General features: G+C 66.0%; 11 protein-coding genes. 10 read left to right on the forward strand and 1 reads right to left on the reverse strand.

Annotated elements, in window-relative coordinates; translation table 11 throughout:
* Positions 1 to 87 precede the first annotated feature (87 nt).
* The 9 genes from IB259_RS19705 to IB259_RS19745 all read left to right on the forward strand — a co-directional run bounded on the left by IB259_RS19705 (position 88) and on the right by IB259_RS19745 (position 11,255).
* Positions 88 to 963, forward strand: a complete 876-nt coding sequence (locus IB259_RS19705) for a MurR/RpiR family transcriptional regulator (protein WP_054450699.1) — start codon at positions 88 to 90, stop codon at positions 961 to 963.
* A complete protein-coding gene (locus IB259_RS19710) occupies positions 960 to 1,940 on the forward strand; it encodes an isoaspartyl peptidase/L-asparaginase family protein (RefSeq protein WP_054450701.1) in 981 nt (326 codons plus the stop codon). Before IB259_RS19705 ends, IB259_RS19710 begins: the two co-directional genes overlap by 4 nt.
* Positions 1,941 to 1,984: 44 nt before the next feature.
* Positions 1,985 to 3,865, forward strand: coding sequence for a dipeptide ABC transporter ATP-binding protein (locus tag IB259_RS19715; protein WP_054450703.1), 1,881 nt, complete (start codon positions 1,985 to 1,987; stop codon positions 3,863 to 3,865).
* 66 nt (positions 3,866 to 3,931) lie between these two features.
* On the forward strand, positions 3,932 to 5,485 hold the full coding sequence (gene gsiB / locus IB259_RS19720) for a glutathione ABC transporter substrate-binding protein GsiB (RefSeq protein WP_054450705.1): 1,554 nt from the start codon (positions 3,932 to 3,934) through the stop codon (positions 5,483 to 5,485).
* A gap of 89 nt (positions 5,486 to 5,574) precedes the next feature.
* Positions 5,575 to 6,495 carry a glutathione ABC transporter permease GsiC gene (gsiC, locus tag IB259_RS19725; protein ID WP_013392281.1) on the forward strand — a complete coding sequence of 307 codons (921 nt, stop codon included), beginning with the start codon at positions 5,575 to 5,577 and terminating at the stop codon, positions 6,493 to 6,495.
* 7 nt (positions 6,496 to 6,502) lie between these two features.
* The gene (gene gsiD / locus IB259_RS19730) at positions 6,503 to 7,402 is read left to right on the forward strand and encodes a glutathione ABC transporter permease GsiD (RefSeq protein WP_054450707.1); all 900 of its coding nucleotides are present in this window, start codon (positions 6,503 to 6,505) and stop codon (positions 7,400 to 7,402) included.
* 108 nt (positions 7,403 to 7,510) lie between these two features.
* Complete coding sequence (locus IB259_RS19735) at positions 7,511 to 8,605, forward strand: P1 family peptidase (protein WP_192329955.1); 1,095 nt, start codon at positions 7,511 to 7,513, stop codon at positions 8,603 to 8,605.
* Between the two features lie 20 nt (positions 8,606 to 8,625).
* Positions 8,626 to 9,450: a M55 family metallopeptidase gene (locus tag IB259_RS19740; RefSeq protein WP_192329957.1), complete on the forward strand. Its 825-nt coding sequence runs from the start codon at positions 8,626 to 8,628 to the stop codon at positions 9,448 to 9,450.
* A gap of 14 nt (positions 9,451 to 9,464) precedes the next feature.
* Positions 9,465 to 11,255: an aminopeptidase P family protein gene (locus IB259_RS19745; protein WP_192329958.1), complete on the forward strand. Its 1,791-nt coding sequence runs from the start codon at positions 9,465 to 9,467 to the stop codon at positions 11,253 to 11,255.
* A 72-nt stretch (positions 11,256 to 11,327) separates the two neighbouring features.
* Here IB259_RS19745 and IB259_RS19750 read toward each other — a convergent pair whose 3' ends face one another.
* Positions 11,328 to 12,281 carry a hypothetical protein gene (locus IB259_RS19750; RefSeq protein ID WP_225596898.1) on the reverse strand — a complete coding sequence of 318 codons (954 nt, stop codon included), beginning with the start codon at positions 12,279 to 12,281 and terminating at the stop codon, positions 11,328 to 11,330.
* A 268-nt stretch (positions 12,282 to 12,549) separates the two neighbouring features.
* Between IB259_RS19750 and IB259_RS19755 the strand changes: the two genes are divergently transcribed.
* Entirely contained in the window at positions 12,550 to 14,202 is a 1,653-nt protein-coding gene (locus IB259_RS19755) for a CTP synthase (RefSeq protein WP_054450715.1), read from the forward strand.
* The last annotated feature ends 71 nt before the right edge of the window (positions 14,203 to 14,273 follow it).

Genomic DNA, 14,273 nt, shown 5'->3' on the forward strand with positions numbered 1-14,273 from the left:
TATACCCTTAGTATGAAAATCTATTTTCTTCTCTAAAATTTGTTTGTAAACAGATTTACATAAACTCCCGCTACATCTCCCCCCTCGATGACCAAGGCCGCACTCACGATTGCTGACCGGATCGCCCGGGCCCAGCCCGCGCTGAGCCGTACTCAGCACAAGATGGCCGAGTACGTGCTGGCGCACCAGTTCCGCGCCGCCACCATGACCATCGATGAGTTCGCCGCGGCGGTGGGAGTGTCGGTGGCGACGGCCAACCGCTTCGCGCGCGCCCTGGACCTGCCGGGCTATCCGCAGTTCCGCGCCGAACTCGCGCGCGGCTTCGAGGCGGCGCTGGAGCCGGTGGAAAAGCTGCGCACAGAGCTGGCGCATTCCGCCAGCGCCGTGCAGATCTTCGCCGCTACGCTGGAAGAAGACATCCGCAATGCCCAGCGCAACCTGCAGTCGCTGGACGCCGCCGCCTGCGAGCAGGCAGTGGAGGCCATCCTGGCCGCCGACCGCGTTTTCATCATCGGTTTCGGCGCCAGCGGCTTCCTGGCCGGCCTCCTGCAGCGCGGCCTGTGCATGCATCTGCATTCCGTCGAATCTCTGGCCGGTCCCGGCGGCGTGTCGCACGCGGCGCGCCAGATGGCGCGCATGACGTCCAAGGACCTGGTGATCGCCATCGGCTTTCCCCGCTACCTGGCCGACACGGTGACGTTGGCCGGCGCCGCCAAGCAGGCCGGCGTGCCGGTGCTGGTGCTGACCGACAAGCCCACCTCGCCGCTGGCGCCCACGGCTTCCGTGTTGCTGTATGCGTATTCCGCGCGCCAGCTGATTCCCAATTCCGAAACCGCTGCGCTGGGGCTGATCGAAGCCCTGTCGGCCGCGGTGGCCTATCGGGCCAAGAATTCCGTCGCGGCCGCCGCTGGGGTGACCCAGTCCGTGATGCCGTGGCTCATCCATGGAGTAGGTAAACGATGATTCAACCCGTGATTGCGATTCACGGTGGCGCCGGCGCGATGTCCCGCGCGGCCATGTCGCCCGAGAAAGAACAGGAGTACCTGAGCGCGCTGGAATCCATCCTGACCGCCGGCCAGGCCGTGCTGGCCCGTGGCGGCAGCGCCCTGGACGCCGTGACCGAAGCCGTCCGCCTGCTGGAAGACTGTCCGCTGTTCAACGCCGGCCATGGCGCCGTGTTCACCAGCGCCGCCACCCACGAACTGGACGCCGCCATCATGGACGGCGCCACGCTGCGCTCGGGCGCGATCGCCGGCGTGCACCGCGTGCGCAACCCGATCTTCGCCGCGCGCAAGGTCATGGAAAACAGCAAGCACGTGTTCTTCGTGGGCGAGGGCGCCGAAGCCTTCGCCAAGGAAGAAGGCGTGGAACTGGTCGATCCCTCCTACTTCTCCACCGAAGCCCGCCGCGAACAGCTGCTGCGCGTGCAGCGCGAAACGCCGGAAGCGGCGGTGCTGGACCATGACGGCCAGGCGCTGGTCGCGCGCGGCCAGCCCGCACCGGCCGATCCGCTGGACTCGGACAAGAAGTTCGGCACGGTGGGCGCGGTGGCGGTGGACGCCCAGGGCAACCTGGCCGCGGCCACTTCGACCGGCGGCATCACCAACAAGCAGGTCGGCCGCGTGGGCGACGCGCCGCTGATCGGCGCCGGCACCTATGCCAGCAACAAGACCTGCGCGGTGTCCACCACGGGCACCGGCGAAATGTTCATCCGCATGGTCGCCGCCTATGACGTGGCGGCCCAGATGGAATATTGCGGCGCGTCGCTGGAAGCGGCCGCCGACCGCGTCGTGCATGAAAAGCTGCCCACCATCGATGGCAAGGGCGGCCTGGTGGCCGTCGACGCCCAGGGCAATGTGGCCTTGCCGTTCAACACGGAAGGCATGTATCGGGGTTACGCCCGCGTCGGCGAGAAGCCGGTCACCGCTATCTACCGATAAGCGGCGGCGGGTTCGTTTTTTCAGTATTTGGGGAATCAAAAGAGATGGTTGATCGCGCAAACAGCCTGGCGCTGCCGGAAAACCGCGTGGTCCAGGTCGACGACCTGACGGTGCGCTTCGTGGGATCGGAGCGCACGGTCGAAGCCGTGCGCAATCTGTCGTTCCATGTGGACCGGGGCGAGACCCTGGCCATCGTGGGCGAATCGGGTTCGGGCAAATCGGTGACGTCCCTGGCGCTCATGCGTCTGGTGGAGCACGGCGGCGGGCGCATCGCCCAGGGCAGCATGGCCCTGCGGCGGCGCAACGGTTCCGTGATCGACCTGGTCGGATCCAGCCAACGCGAAATGCGCAGTGTGCGCGGCGCGGACATGGCCATGATCTTCCAGGAGCCGATGACCTCCCTGAATCCGGTCTTCACCGCCGGCGACCAGATCGCGGAATCGATCCGCCAGCACCAGGGCAAGGACGCCGCGGCCGCGCGCGCCGAGGCGCTGCGCATGCTGGAGCAGGTCCGTATTCCGGAAGCCAAGTCGGTGCTGGACCGCTACCCGCACCAACTGTCGGGCGGCATGCGCCAGCGCGTGATGATCGCCATGGCGCTGGCCTGCAAGCCGGCGCTGCTGATCGCCGACGAACCCACCACCGCGCTGGACGTCACCATCCAGGCGCAGATCCTGCAACTGATCCGCCAGCTGCAGGAAGAAATGCACATGGGCGTGGTGTTCATCACCCACGACATGGGCGTGGTCGCGGAAGTGGCCGACCGCGTGCTGGTCATGTACCGCGGCGACAAGGTCGAGGAAGGCCCGTCCGAGCAGGTATTCGCCTCGCCGCAGCACCGCTACACCAAGGCGCTGCTGTCGGCCGTGCCGAAGCTGGGCGCCATGCAGGGCACGGACCTGCCCGCGCGCTTCCCGCTGCTGCAGGCCGAAGGCCAGGCCCAGCCCGAGGCCGCTCCGGTCAGCGCGCCCGCCGCGCCGGACGCCAAGCGCGAGCCTATCCTGAGCGTGCGCAAGCTGGTCACCCGCTTCGATCTGCGCGGCGGCATCATGAGCCGCGTGCAGCGCCGCGTGCATGCGGTGGAGCAGGTCAGCTTCGACCTGTTCCCCGGCGAAACGCTGTCGCTGGTGGGCGAGTCCGGTTGCGGCAAGTCCACCACCGGCCGCTCGCTGTTGCGCCTGGTCGACAGCCAGGGCGGCGAGATCCGCTTCGGCGGCCGCGACATCGTGCGCCTGAAGAACACCGAACTGCAATCCCTGCGCCGCGACATCCAGTTCGTGTTCCAGGACCCGTTCGCCTCGCTGGATCCGCGCGTGACGGTCGGCTTTTCCATCATGGAGCCGCTGCTGGTGCACGGCGTGGCCCGTGGCCGCGATGCCGAGCGCCGCGTGGCCGAACTGCTGGAACGCGTGGGCCTGCCGGCGGAAATGGCGCAGCGCTATCCGCACGAATTTTCGGGCGGCCAGCGCCAGCGCATCTGCATTGCGCGCGCCCTGGCTTTGAACCCCAAGGTCGTGATCGCGGACGAATCCGTGTCGGCGCTGGACGTGTCGATCCAGGCGCAGATCGTGAACCTGCTGATCGACCTGCAGCGCGACATGGGCATTTCCTTCCTGTTCATTTCGCATGACATGGCTGTGGTCGAGCGCGTCAGCCACCGCGTCGCCGTCATGTACCTGGGCCAGATCGTGGAGATCGGGCCGCGCCGCGCCATTTTCGAGAATCCGCAGCACCCTTACACCAAGAAGCTGATGTCCGCCGTGCCGATCGCCGATCCGGCCCGCCGCCACATGAAGCGCACGCTGTTGTCCGACGAAATCCCCAGCCCCATCCGCAAGCTCGGCGACGAGCCCGTGGTGCAGCCGCTGGTGCAGGTCGGAACGGATCACTTCGTCGCCCGGCATCCGGTCGGCGGAGCGTATTGAGTCAGTTGTCGTACTTGTTTTTCTTCCACCAAACCCCCTAATTCCTTTTTGGAACCAGGAGTTGCAATGATGAAAGTTCTGCGCCCCACCAAACTGATGGCCGCCGCTGCGCTGGCCTTCGGCGTGATCGCGTCGCCGCTGGCGCATGCCGCCAAGGACGTGACGTTCGCCGTCTCCATCGCGCTGGAAACGCTCGATCCGTACAACACCAACAGCACGCTGAACCAGGCGGCCGGCAAGGCCTACTACGAAGGCCTGTTCGAGTTCGACAAGGACCTGAAGGTCCAGAAGGTTCTGGCCACCGACTACACCGTCAGCGAAGACGGCCTGGTCTACACCTTCAAGCTGCGTCCCGGCGTGAAGTTCCATGACGGCACCGATTTCAACGCCGAAGCCGTCAAGATCAACTTCGACCGCCCGGCCAATCCGGACAACCGCCTGTCGCGCTACATCCAGTTCAGCGTCATCGACAAGACCGAAGTGGTCGACCCGATGACCGTCAAGATCACGCTGAAGAAGCCGTTCTCGGCCTTCATCAACGCGCTGGCCCACCCGGCCGCCATGATGATCTCGCCCGCCGCGCTGGCCAAGTACGGCAAGGAAATCGGCTTCCACCCTGTGGGCACCGGTCCCTTCGAATTCGTCGAATGGAAGCCGGCCGAATACCTGAAGGTCAAGAAGTTCGACGGCTACTGGAAGAAGGGCTACCCCAAGGTCGACACCCTGACCTTCCGTACCGTGACGGACAACAACACCCGCGCCGCCGTGGTGCAGACGGGTGAAGCGCAGTTCGCCTTCCCGGTGCCGTTCGAGCAGGCCGCCGTGCTGAAGAAGAACGACAAGCTGGACGTGGTCGATCACCACAACTCGATCATGGCGCGCTACCTGTCGATGAACACGCAGCAAAAGCCGTTCGACAACGTCAAGGTGCGTGAAGCCATCAACTACGCCATCAACAAGGAAGCCCTGGCCAAGGTCGCTTTCTCGGGCTATGCCACCATCGTCGACGGCGTCGTGCCGCAAGGCGTGGACTACGCGCACAAGACCGGCCCGTGGCCGTACGACATCAAGAAGGCCAAGGCCCTGCTGGCCGAAGCCGGCTACCCCAACGGCTTCGAAAGCCAGCTGTGGTCCGCCTATAACGACGGCACCTCGGTGAAGGTGGTGCAGTTCCTGCAGCAGCAACTGGCGCAAGTCGGCATCAAGGTGTCGGTCGAAGTGCTGGAATCGGGCCAGCGCGTGCAGCGCGTCCAACAGGTGCAGAAGCCTGAAGACGCCAAGGTCCGCATGTACTACGCCGGCTGGTCGTCCTCGACCGGCGAAGCCGACTGGGGCCTGCGTCCGCTGCTGACCACCGCCGCGTTCCCGCCGGTGCTCAACAACGTGTCGTATTACTCGAACAAGTCGGTGGACGATGGCATCCAGCAAGCCCTGGCCACGACCGACCGCGCCAAGAAGACCGAGATCTACAAGAACGTTCAGGAAACCATCTGGAAGGACGCCCCGTGGGCCTTCCTGGTGACCCAGAACAACCTGTACGTGAAGTCGAAGAACCTGTCGGGCGTGTACGTTGAGCCGGACACCTCGTTCTGGTTCGGCGACATCGATCTGAAGCAGTAAATCTGGCAGTAACTCTCGGGGCCTAGTCGCCCCTGTAAGGCCACATACGGCGGGGGCGCGGTGTCCCCGCCGATGTTGCAGGAATTTCAATGCTGACCTACATCGTCAAACGTCTTTTGGGCATGATCCCCACGCTGCTGCTGGTAGCCGTGGTCGTGTTCCTGTTTGTGCACATGCTTCCGGGCGACCCGGCGCGACTGGCCGCGGGCCAGGAGGCCGACCAGCAGACCGTCGAGCTCGTGCGCAAGGAACTGGGACTGGATCTGCCGCTGCCGCAGCAGTTCGTGCGCTATTTCAGCCACATGCTGCAAGGCGACCTGGGTACCTCCTTGCGTACCAAGCGCCCCGTCTCGACCGAAATCGCCGACCGTTTCATGCCTACCCTGTGGCTCACGCTCGCCAGCATGGTGTGGTCAGTGACCTTCGGCATGATCATCGGGATCGTGTCGGCGGTATGGCGCAATCGCTGGCCCGACCGTCTCGGCATGACGCTGGCGGTGTCCGGCATCTCGTTCCCCGCGTTCGCGCTGGGCATGATGCTGATGCAGGTCTTCTCCGTGAATCTGGGCTGGCTGCCTACCGTGGGCGCCTCGACCTGGCAACACTACATACTTCCGTCCATCACGCTGGGCGCCGCCGTGGCGGCCGTGATGGCGCGCTTTACCCGGGCCTCCTTCGTGGAAGTCATCCAGGAAGACTTCGTGCGGACCGCCCGCGCCAAGGGCCTGACCGAGCGCCGCGTCGTGATCAAGCATGCGCTGCGCAATGCGCTGATTCCCGTCGTCACGATGATGGGCCTGCAGTTCGGCTTCCTGCTGGGCGGCTCCATCGTGGTCGAGACCGTGTTCAACTGGCCCGGCCTCGGCCGCCTGCTGGTGGACGCCGTGACCCAGCGCGACTATCCGGTGATCCAGGGCCTGGTGCTGCTGTTCTCGCTGGAATTCATCCTGATCAACCTGATTGTCGACGTGCTCTATGGCGTCATCAATCCCAGCATCCGTTACAAGTGAGGCGGCCATGAGCAATACGACACCCGCCACGACCATCGCCGCCGCTCCCAAGAACGACGTGCGCACCCCCGCCACCGAGTTCTGGCGCAAATTCAAGAAGCAGAAGCTCGCCGTCGGCGCGGGCATCTTCGTCCTGCTGCTCGTCGTCGTCGCGGTCTTCGCGCCGTGGATCGTGCCGTTCGACCCGGAGAACTTCTTCGACTACGACGCCCTGAACGCCGGACCTTCCACCACCCACTGGCTGGGCGTGGACTCGCTGGGCCGCGACATCTTCAGCCGCATCATCATGGGCGCGCGCATATCCTTGGCCGCGGGCTTCCTGTCCGTCGCCATGGGCGCCGTCGTCGGCACTTTCATGGGCCTGATGGCGGGCTACTACGAAGGCTGGTGGGAACGCATCACGATGCGCATCTCCGACGTGCTGCTGGCGTTCCCCGGCATGCTGCTGGCCATCGGCGTGGTCGCCATCCTGGGTTCCAGCATGGTCAACGTGATCGTGGCCGTGGCCGTGTTCAGCGTGCCGGCGTTTGCCCGCCTGGTGCGCGGCAACACGCTGTCGATCAAGCAGATGACCTACGTCGAAGCGGTCAAGAGCGTGGGCGCGTCCGACTGGACCATCATCATGCGCCACATCCTGCCCGGCACGATCTCGCCGATCGTGGTCTACGGCACGATGCGCATCGGCACCTCGATCATCACCGCGGCCAGCCTGTCGTTCCTGGGCATGGGCGCTTCGCCTCCCACGCCGGAGTGGGGCGCGATGCTGAACGAAGCGCGCGCCGACATGGTGATCGCGCCGCACGTGGCAATCTTCCCGGCGCTGGCGATCTTCTTCACGGTGCTCGCGTTCAACCTGCTGGGCGACGGCCTGCGCGACGCGCTCGATCCCAAGATCGACCGCAAGTAATCCTGCCGCCGGCCCTCCCTGGAGGGCTGGCGTGGAGGGCGAATCTTTGCGCCGTCGCCCCAGGGCGGCGGCGTTTTACATTCAGGAGCGTGGCGACACGCAGCGAACATGGACAAACAAGCGCTGGACATCCCCCGCATCGGCGTACTGCCATCGGGACCGCTGGATTCGATCTGCGACGTGGGCGAGGTCGCCGTCGGCCACCGTACGCTGGCCGAAGGCCCGCTGCAGACCGGCGTAACCGTGGTGCGTCCGCATGCCGGCGATCCCTATCTGGATAAGGTGCCGGCTGCCGCCACCGTGCTGAACGGCTTCGGCAAGAGCACCGGCCTGGTCCAGGTGCAGGAGCTGGGCGTGCTGGAAACGCCCATTGCGCTGACCAATACGTTTGGCGTGGGTACGGTGGCCAATGCGCAGATCCGCGCCGCGGTCGCCGCGAACCCTGGCATTGGTCGCGGCATGGCTACCGTCAATCCGCTGGTCTTCGAATGCAACGATGGCTATCTGAACGATATCCAGGCGCTGGCGGTGCAGGAATCGCACTACGCCGAGGCGCTGGCCGCCGCGGGCAAGCCGTTCGAGCAGGGCGCCGTCGGCGCGGGCCGGGGCATGTCCTGCTTCTCGTTCAAGGGCGGCATCGGCTCGGCCTCGCGCCTGGCATCCATTCAGGCCGGACCGCAATACACGGTTGGCGCGCTGGTGCTGGCGAACTTCGGCCGCCTGCCCAACCTGACCGTGGCGGGCAGGCCCTTCGGCCGCCGGCTGGCGCAGCAACTGGACAGCAGCCTCGCCCAGGCGGGCGAGAACGCCGCCATCGTGCCCGAGAAGGGTTCCATCATCCTGCTGCTGGCGACCGATGCGCCGCTGGACTCGCGCCAGTTGCGCCGCCTGTCGCTGCGGGCCGGGGCGGGGCTGGCCCGCACCGGTTCGGTGTACGGCCATGGCAGCGGCGACATCGCGCTGGCGTTTTCCACGGTCTATACGGTGCCGCAACTGCCGGAGCAGCCCATGCCGGCGGTGGCGATGCTGCACGAGGCCCGCATCGATCCCTTGTTCGAAGCCGCCGCCGAAGCCTGCGAACAGGCCATCATTTCCGCGCTGTGGCATGCCGAAGGCGTGACGGGGCGCGACGGCAACCACCGCGCCGCGATCCGCGACGCGGCGCCGCAGTGGCGCCAGTGGCTGTCCGAAACCGAATTCTGAAATCCTCCGAGGCTGATCCCATGAAGATCCTGATTTCCACCGATATCGAAGGCGTCGCCGGCGTCTTTCATTCCGAACAAGTCCGCGCCGGCAACGGCGAATACGAGCGCGCCCGCGCCTGGATGACCGCCGAGGCCAACGCGGCCGTGCAAGGCGCGATCGCCGGCGGCGCCGAAGAGATCCTGGTCAACGATTCGCACGGCGGCTTTCGCAACCTGCTGCCTGACGGCCTGGACGAACGCGCCCGCCTGGTGCTGGGCAAGCCGCGTTACCTCGGCATGATGGGCGGTCTGGAAGAGGGCTGCGACGCCGTCTTCATGATCGGCTACCACTCGCGTTCGCAGGGCTGCGGCATCCTGGCCCACACCATCAACAGCTTCGCCTTTGCCCGCGTAATCATCAACGGCATGGAGCTGGGCGAGGCCGGCCTGTACGGCGCGCTGGCGGGCGAGATGGGCGTACCCGTCATCCTGGGCACCGGCGACGATGCCTTCATCGCGGAGACTCGCGATACCTTCCCGGGCGCCGAATGGGTGCAGACCAAGGTGGCCCATGGGCAGGGCAGCGGCGTGACCCTGTCGCCGGCCGCGTCGCGCCGCGCGATCGCCGCCGCTGCGGAAACCGCCGTGCGCAATCTGAAGAAAGGCGCGGCAGTTCCTTTCCGCATTCCCGCCCCTATAGAATGCCGGTTGCAGACGCAGAGCTCGGCCCTGGCCGACCTGTTCTGCATGTGGCCCACGCTGGAACGCGTGGACGGCGTGACCTTGCGATTCACCACGGATAGCATGCAGTCCGCCGTCCGCACGCTGAACAGCCTGGCCGCCATGTCTTTCATGTTGCGCTAAGGATCCCATCCCCCATGTCTAGCACCGACGCCCGTATTGCCCAATTGCGGCAGGCCATGAGCCGCCGCGGCCTGTCCGCCTATGTCGTTCCGTCCTCGGACCCGCACCTGTCCGAATACCTGCCCGCGCGCTGGCAGGGACGGCGCTGGTTGTCCGGCTTCACGGGCTCGGTCGGCACGCTGGTGGTCACGGCCGATTTCGCCGGCCTGTGGGTGGACAGCCGCTACTGGGTGCAGGCCGAAGCCCAGTTGGCCGGCACCTGCGTGCAGTTGATGAAGATCGCGCTGGCCACGACGCCGGGCCATGTGGATTGGCTGGCGGCCAATGCCAAGGCGGGCGAGGTCATCGGGGTGGACGGACAGGTGCTGGGCCTGGGCGCTTTCCGCGCCCTGTCGGCGGCTGCGGCCTCGGCCGGCGCCGTCCTGGAAATCCGCGAGGATCTGCTGGAAGACATTTGGCAGGAGCGCGCCGGGCTGCCTGGCGCCGCCATCTATGAACACGTGGCGCCTGAAGCCTGCGTGACCCGCGCCGACAAGCTGGCGCAGGTGCGCGCCGCCATGCGCACGCATGGCGCCGACGTGCATTTCATCAGCACGCTGGACGATATCGCCTGGCTCTTCAATCTGCGCGGCGCGGACGTGGACTACAACCCGGTGTTCGTCGGCCACGCGCTGATCGGACTGGACCATGCCACGTTGTTCGTGGCTGACGGCAAGATCGACGACGCCCTGCGCGCCGTGCTGGCGGCCGACGGCGTGGAAGTGGCCGCTTATGCCCAGGCCGCCGATGCGCTGGCCTCGCTGGAACTCGATCAGAAGCTGTTGATCGATCCGGCGCGCGTGACCTGCGGCGTGTTCCATGCGATGGATCCGGCCGTGCCGCGCATCGAAGCCATCAATCCGTCCACGCTGCTGAAGTCGCGCAAGACCGATGCCGAGCTGGCGAACGTGCGTCAGGCCATGGCGCAGGACGGCGCCGCGCTCTGTGAGTTCTTCGCCTGGTTCGAAGGCGCGCTGGGCCATGAAACCATCACCGAACTGACCATCGACGAGCAGATCACCGCTGCTCGTGCGCGCCGGCCGGCCTATGTCTGCCCCAGCTTTGCCACCATCGCCGGCTTCAACGCCAACGGCGCGATGCCGCACTACCGCGCTACCCCCGAATCGCACGCCACCATTGAAGGCGACGGCCTGCTGCTGATCGACTCGGGCGGCCAATACCTGGGCGGCACGACCGACATCACCCGCGTGGTCGCGGTGGGCTCGCCCAGCGCCGACCAGAAGGTGGACTTCACGCTGGTGCTCAAAGGCATGATCGCGCTGTCGCGCGCCTCGTTCCCGCGCGGCACGCCTTCGCCCATGCTGGATGCCATCGCGCGCGCCCCTATCTGGGAAGGCGGCGCGGAATACGGCCACGGCACGGGTCACGGCGTGGGCTACTTCCTGAACGTGCACGAAGGCCCGCAGGTCATTTCCTACCGCGCTGTGCCGGGTCCGCACACGGCGATGGAGCCGGGCATGATCACCTCCAACGAACCGGGCATCTACCGCCCTGGCCGCTGGGGCGTGCGCATCGAGAACCTGGTCGCCAACCGCGTCTGGCTGACCTCGGAACTGGGTGAATTCCTGTGCTTCGAAACGCTGACGCTGTGCCCGATCGACACGCGCTGCATCGAGCCGTCGCTGATGCGCGCCGACGAAATCGCCTGGCTCAACGACTATCACAAGACGGTGTACGAACGCCTGTCGCCGCTGGTCGAAGGCGAGGCGCTGGCCTGGCTGGAGCGCCGCACCGCGGCGATCTGAAGCGTCGCGTGAGTGCATGAAAAAAGGCCGCGGGCGCAATGCCCGCGGCCTTTTACTTTGCGCGAAGGCTGGTCAGTTTTCCGCCGTGGCCGCCTTGGCGCCGGGATAGAGCGCGAGCCTGCCGATCAGGCAGCCCAAAGCCAGCAGCGCGCCATAGGCCAGCAGCGTCAGGCCGGCGGCCGCATGGGACTCCGCCGCGCGCATCAGTTGTCCCCAGGTCATCGCCCGGACGGCCAGGAATCCCAAACCTATGCCCAGCGCCTGCGCCAGCCAGAAGGCGATGGTGCCGTGGGCGACGGCCCGTCCGAACCGGGCCGCGCCGATCGGGCGCGGCAGGATGTTCAGGCAGACCAGGGTGCATAGCCCCAGCAGGGCCGCAGGCAGGACCAGATAGCCCAGCGCGTACGCCGTCCAGCCAGCGCCCTGAGCCTGCATCTGCAGGAAACCGCCCAACCAGACCGAAACAGTCAGTTGCCAGACCAGCACGGTCAGCGCGGTAGTCCAGGCGGCATGGCGCCGTTCATAGGCGGGGCCGCCAGCCGGGCCCGCAGGCTGCACGGTCCAGGCGGCAATGCGCACGATGACGCAGATGCCGATGATCTCAAGCACGATGGTTACGAGCTTGGTGATGATGTTCAGGGCCAGAAACTGCCCGATCATGCCGAAGCCGAGCCGTTCCTGCAGCACGTCGCGGTGGTCCATGACGAAGCGCATCAGCGTGTTCTGCAGAAAGGCGATGCCTGCCGCCACGGCCAGGGTGTAAAGCAGAAACAGCGCGATGAAGGTGCCGAACAGCTTGCGGGGCTCGGTCACCGCCTGGGTGTCATGGCGCGCCAGCCAGCCTCGCATGGCTCCCCAGGCGGTCAATCCGGCGATCACCGCGCCCGCGACGATATGGACCAGCAGCGGCGCCAGGAACTGCGGCTGGGTGTACATCTCCTGCATTTGCTCGAACTGGGGCAGGGCCAGCAGGCTGTACGACTGGACCAGCGCCGAGTAAGCCAGCCGCAGGAAAACTGCGGTCAACGCAAGGCGCCAGGCGAGCGAGTAGGAGGATCGGGCGGGATCGGTCATCGGCGGAAGCGGGAGTGTTGAGAAAAAACAGCAAGCAAAAAAATAGGGATCGAACATAGCACGGCGCTGCGCCGCGCCACATAAGGCGATGCCCCTTTCGGCGATTCGAGTGCTGCCAAATGTTACGCCCCGGAGCTAGGGGAAAACCCAAATAAGCTCCGCCTCCCGGCTATAATCCAAATTTCCCGCACGCGCCCGCTCGTCCCGGGTGCTCATTACGATGACCAAATACGTATTTGTCACCGGCGGTGTGGTGTCTTCCCTGGGCAAAGGCATCGCCGCTGCGTCGCTCGCCGCCATCCTCGAGTCGCGTGGCCTGCAAGTCACCATGCTGAAGCTCGACCCGTACATCAACGTCGATCCGGGCACCATGAGCCCGTTCCAGCATGGCGAGGTGTTCGTCACGGAAGACGGCGCCGAAACCGACCTGGACCTTGGCCACTACGAGCGTTTCATTTCGGCTCGCATGCACAAGGTGAACAACTTCACCACCGGCCAGATCTACGAATCCGTGCTCCGCAAGGAGCGCCGCGGCGACTACCTGGGCAAGACCGTCCAGGTCATTCCGCACATCACCAACGAAATCCAGGACTTCATCGCCCGCGGCGCCGAAGCCGCCTGGAACGGCAACACGGACGTCGCGATCGTCGAGATCGGCGGCACCGTGGGTGACATCGAGTCCCTGCCGTTCCTGGAAGCCGCCCGCCAGATGAGCCTGCGCATGGGCCGCAACAACGCCGCCTTCGTGCACCTGACGCTGGTGCCCTTCATCGCGTCGGCCGGCGAACTCAAGACCAAGCCGACCCAGCACTCGGTGCAGAAGCTGCGCGAAATCGGCATCTACCCGAACGCGCTGCTGTGCCGCGCCGACCGCCGCATCCCGGACGACGAGCGCGCCAAGATCTCGATGTTCTCCAACGTGCCCCTGGACGCGGTCATCTCCGTCTGGGACGCCGATTCGATCTACAAGATCCCGGCGATGCTGCATGCGCAGGGCGTGGACAACATCGTCTGCGAAGCGCTGGGCCTGACCCCGCCGCCGGCCGACCTGTCCATGTGGGATAACCTGGTCGAGGCGCTGGAGCACCCGCAGCACCAGCTCACCATCGGCATGGTCGGCAAGTACGTCGACCTGACCGAGTCGTACAAGTCGCTGACGGAAGCCCTGGTCCACGCCGGCATCCACACGCGCTCGAAGATCAACATCGAGTACATCGACTCCGAAGACATCGAAACCCGCGGCACCGACCAGCTCAAGCACCTGGACGCCATCCTGGTTCCGGGCGGCTTCGGCAAGCGCGGCACCGAAGGCAAGATTGCCGCGATCCGCTACGCCCGTGAAAACGGTGTGCCGTACCTGGGCATCTGCCTGGGCATGCAACTGGCCGTGATCGAGTTCGCGCGCCACGTCGCCGGCCTGGGCGGCGCCAACAGCACGGAATTCGATCCCTCGGCGCCGCACCCCGTGGTGGCCCTGATCACCGAATGGATGGACCGCGAAGGCAAGGTCGAAAAGCGCAACCAGTCGTCCGACTTGGGCGGCACCATGCGCAAGGGCGCGCAGCGCGTGCCGATCAAGCCGGGCACCCGCGCGCAGTCGATCTACGGCGACGAAGTGAACGAGCGTCACCGCCATCGCTACGAGGTCAACAACGTCTACGTGCCGCGCCTGGAAGAAGCCGGCATGGTGATCAGCGCCCGCACGCCGACCGAGAACCTGCCGGAAATGATGGAATTGCCCGACCACCCGTGGTTCGTGGGCGTGCAGTTCCACCCGGAGTTCACGTCGACCCCGCGTGACGGCCACCCGTTGTTCGCCAGCTATATCCGCGCCGCCATCGAGCAGAAGGCTCGCCGCGGTCAGGAGGCGTAATGCGCGTCTGCGGTCTGGAGTTCCGTAAGCGGATCTTCGGGACCGCGGGCCGCCGCCTCAGCGCCGCCCTA

This window comes from Achromobacter sp. ACM04, from assembly GCF_014851465.1.
GTDB classification, from domain to species: domain Bacteria; phylum Pseudomonadota; class Gammaproteobacteria; order Burkholderiales; family Burkholderiaceae_B; genus Achromobacter; species Achromobacter aegrifaciens.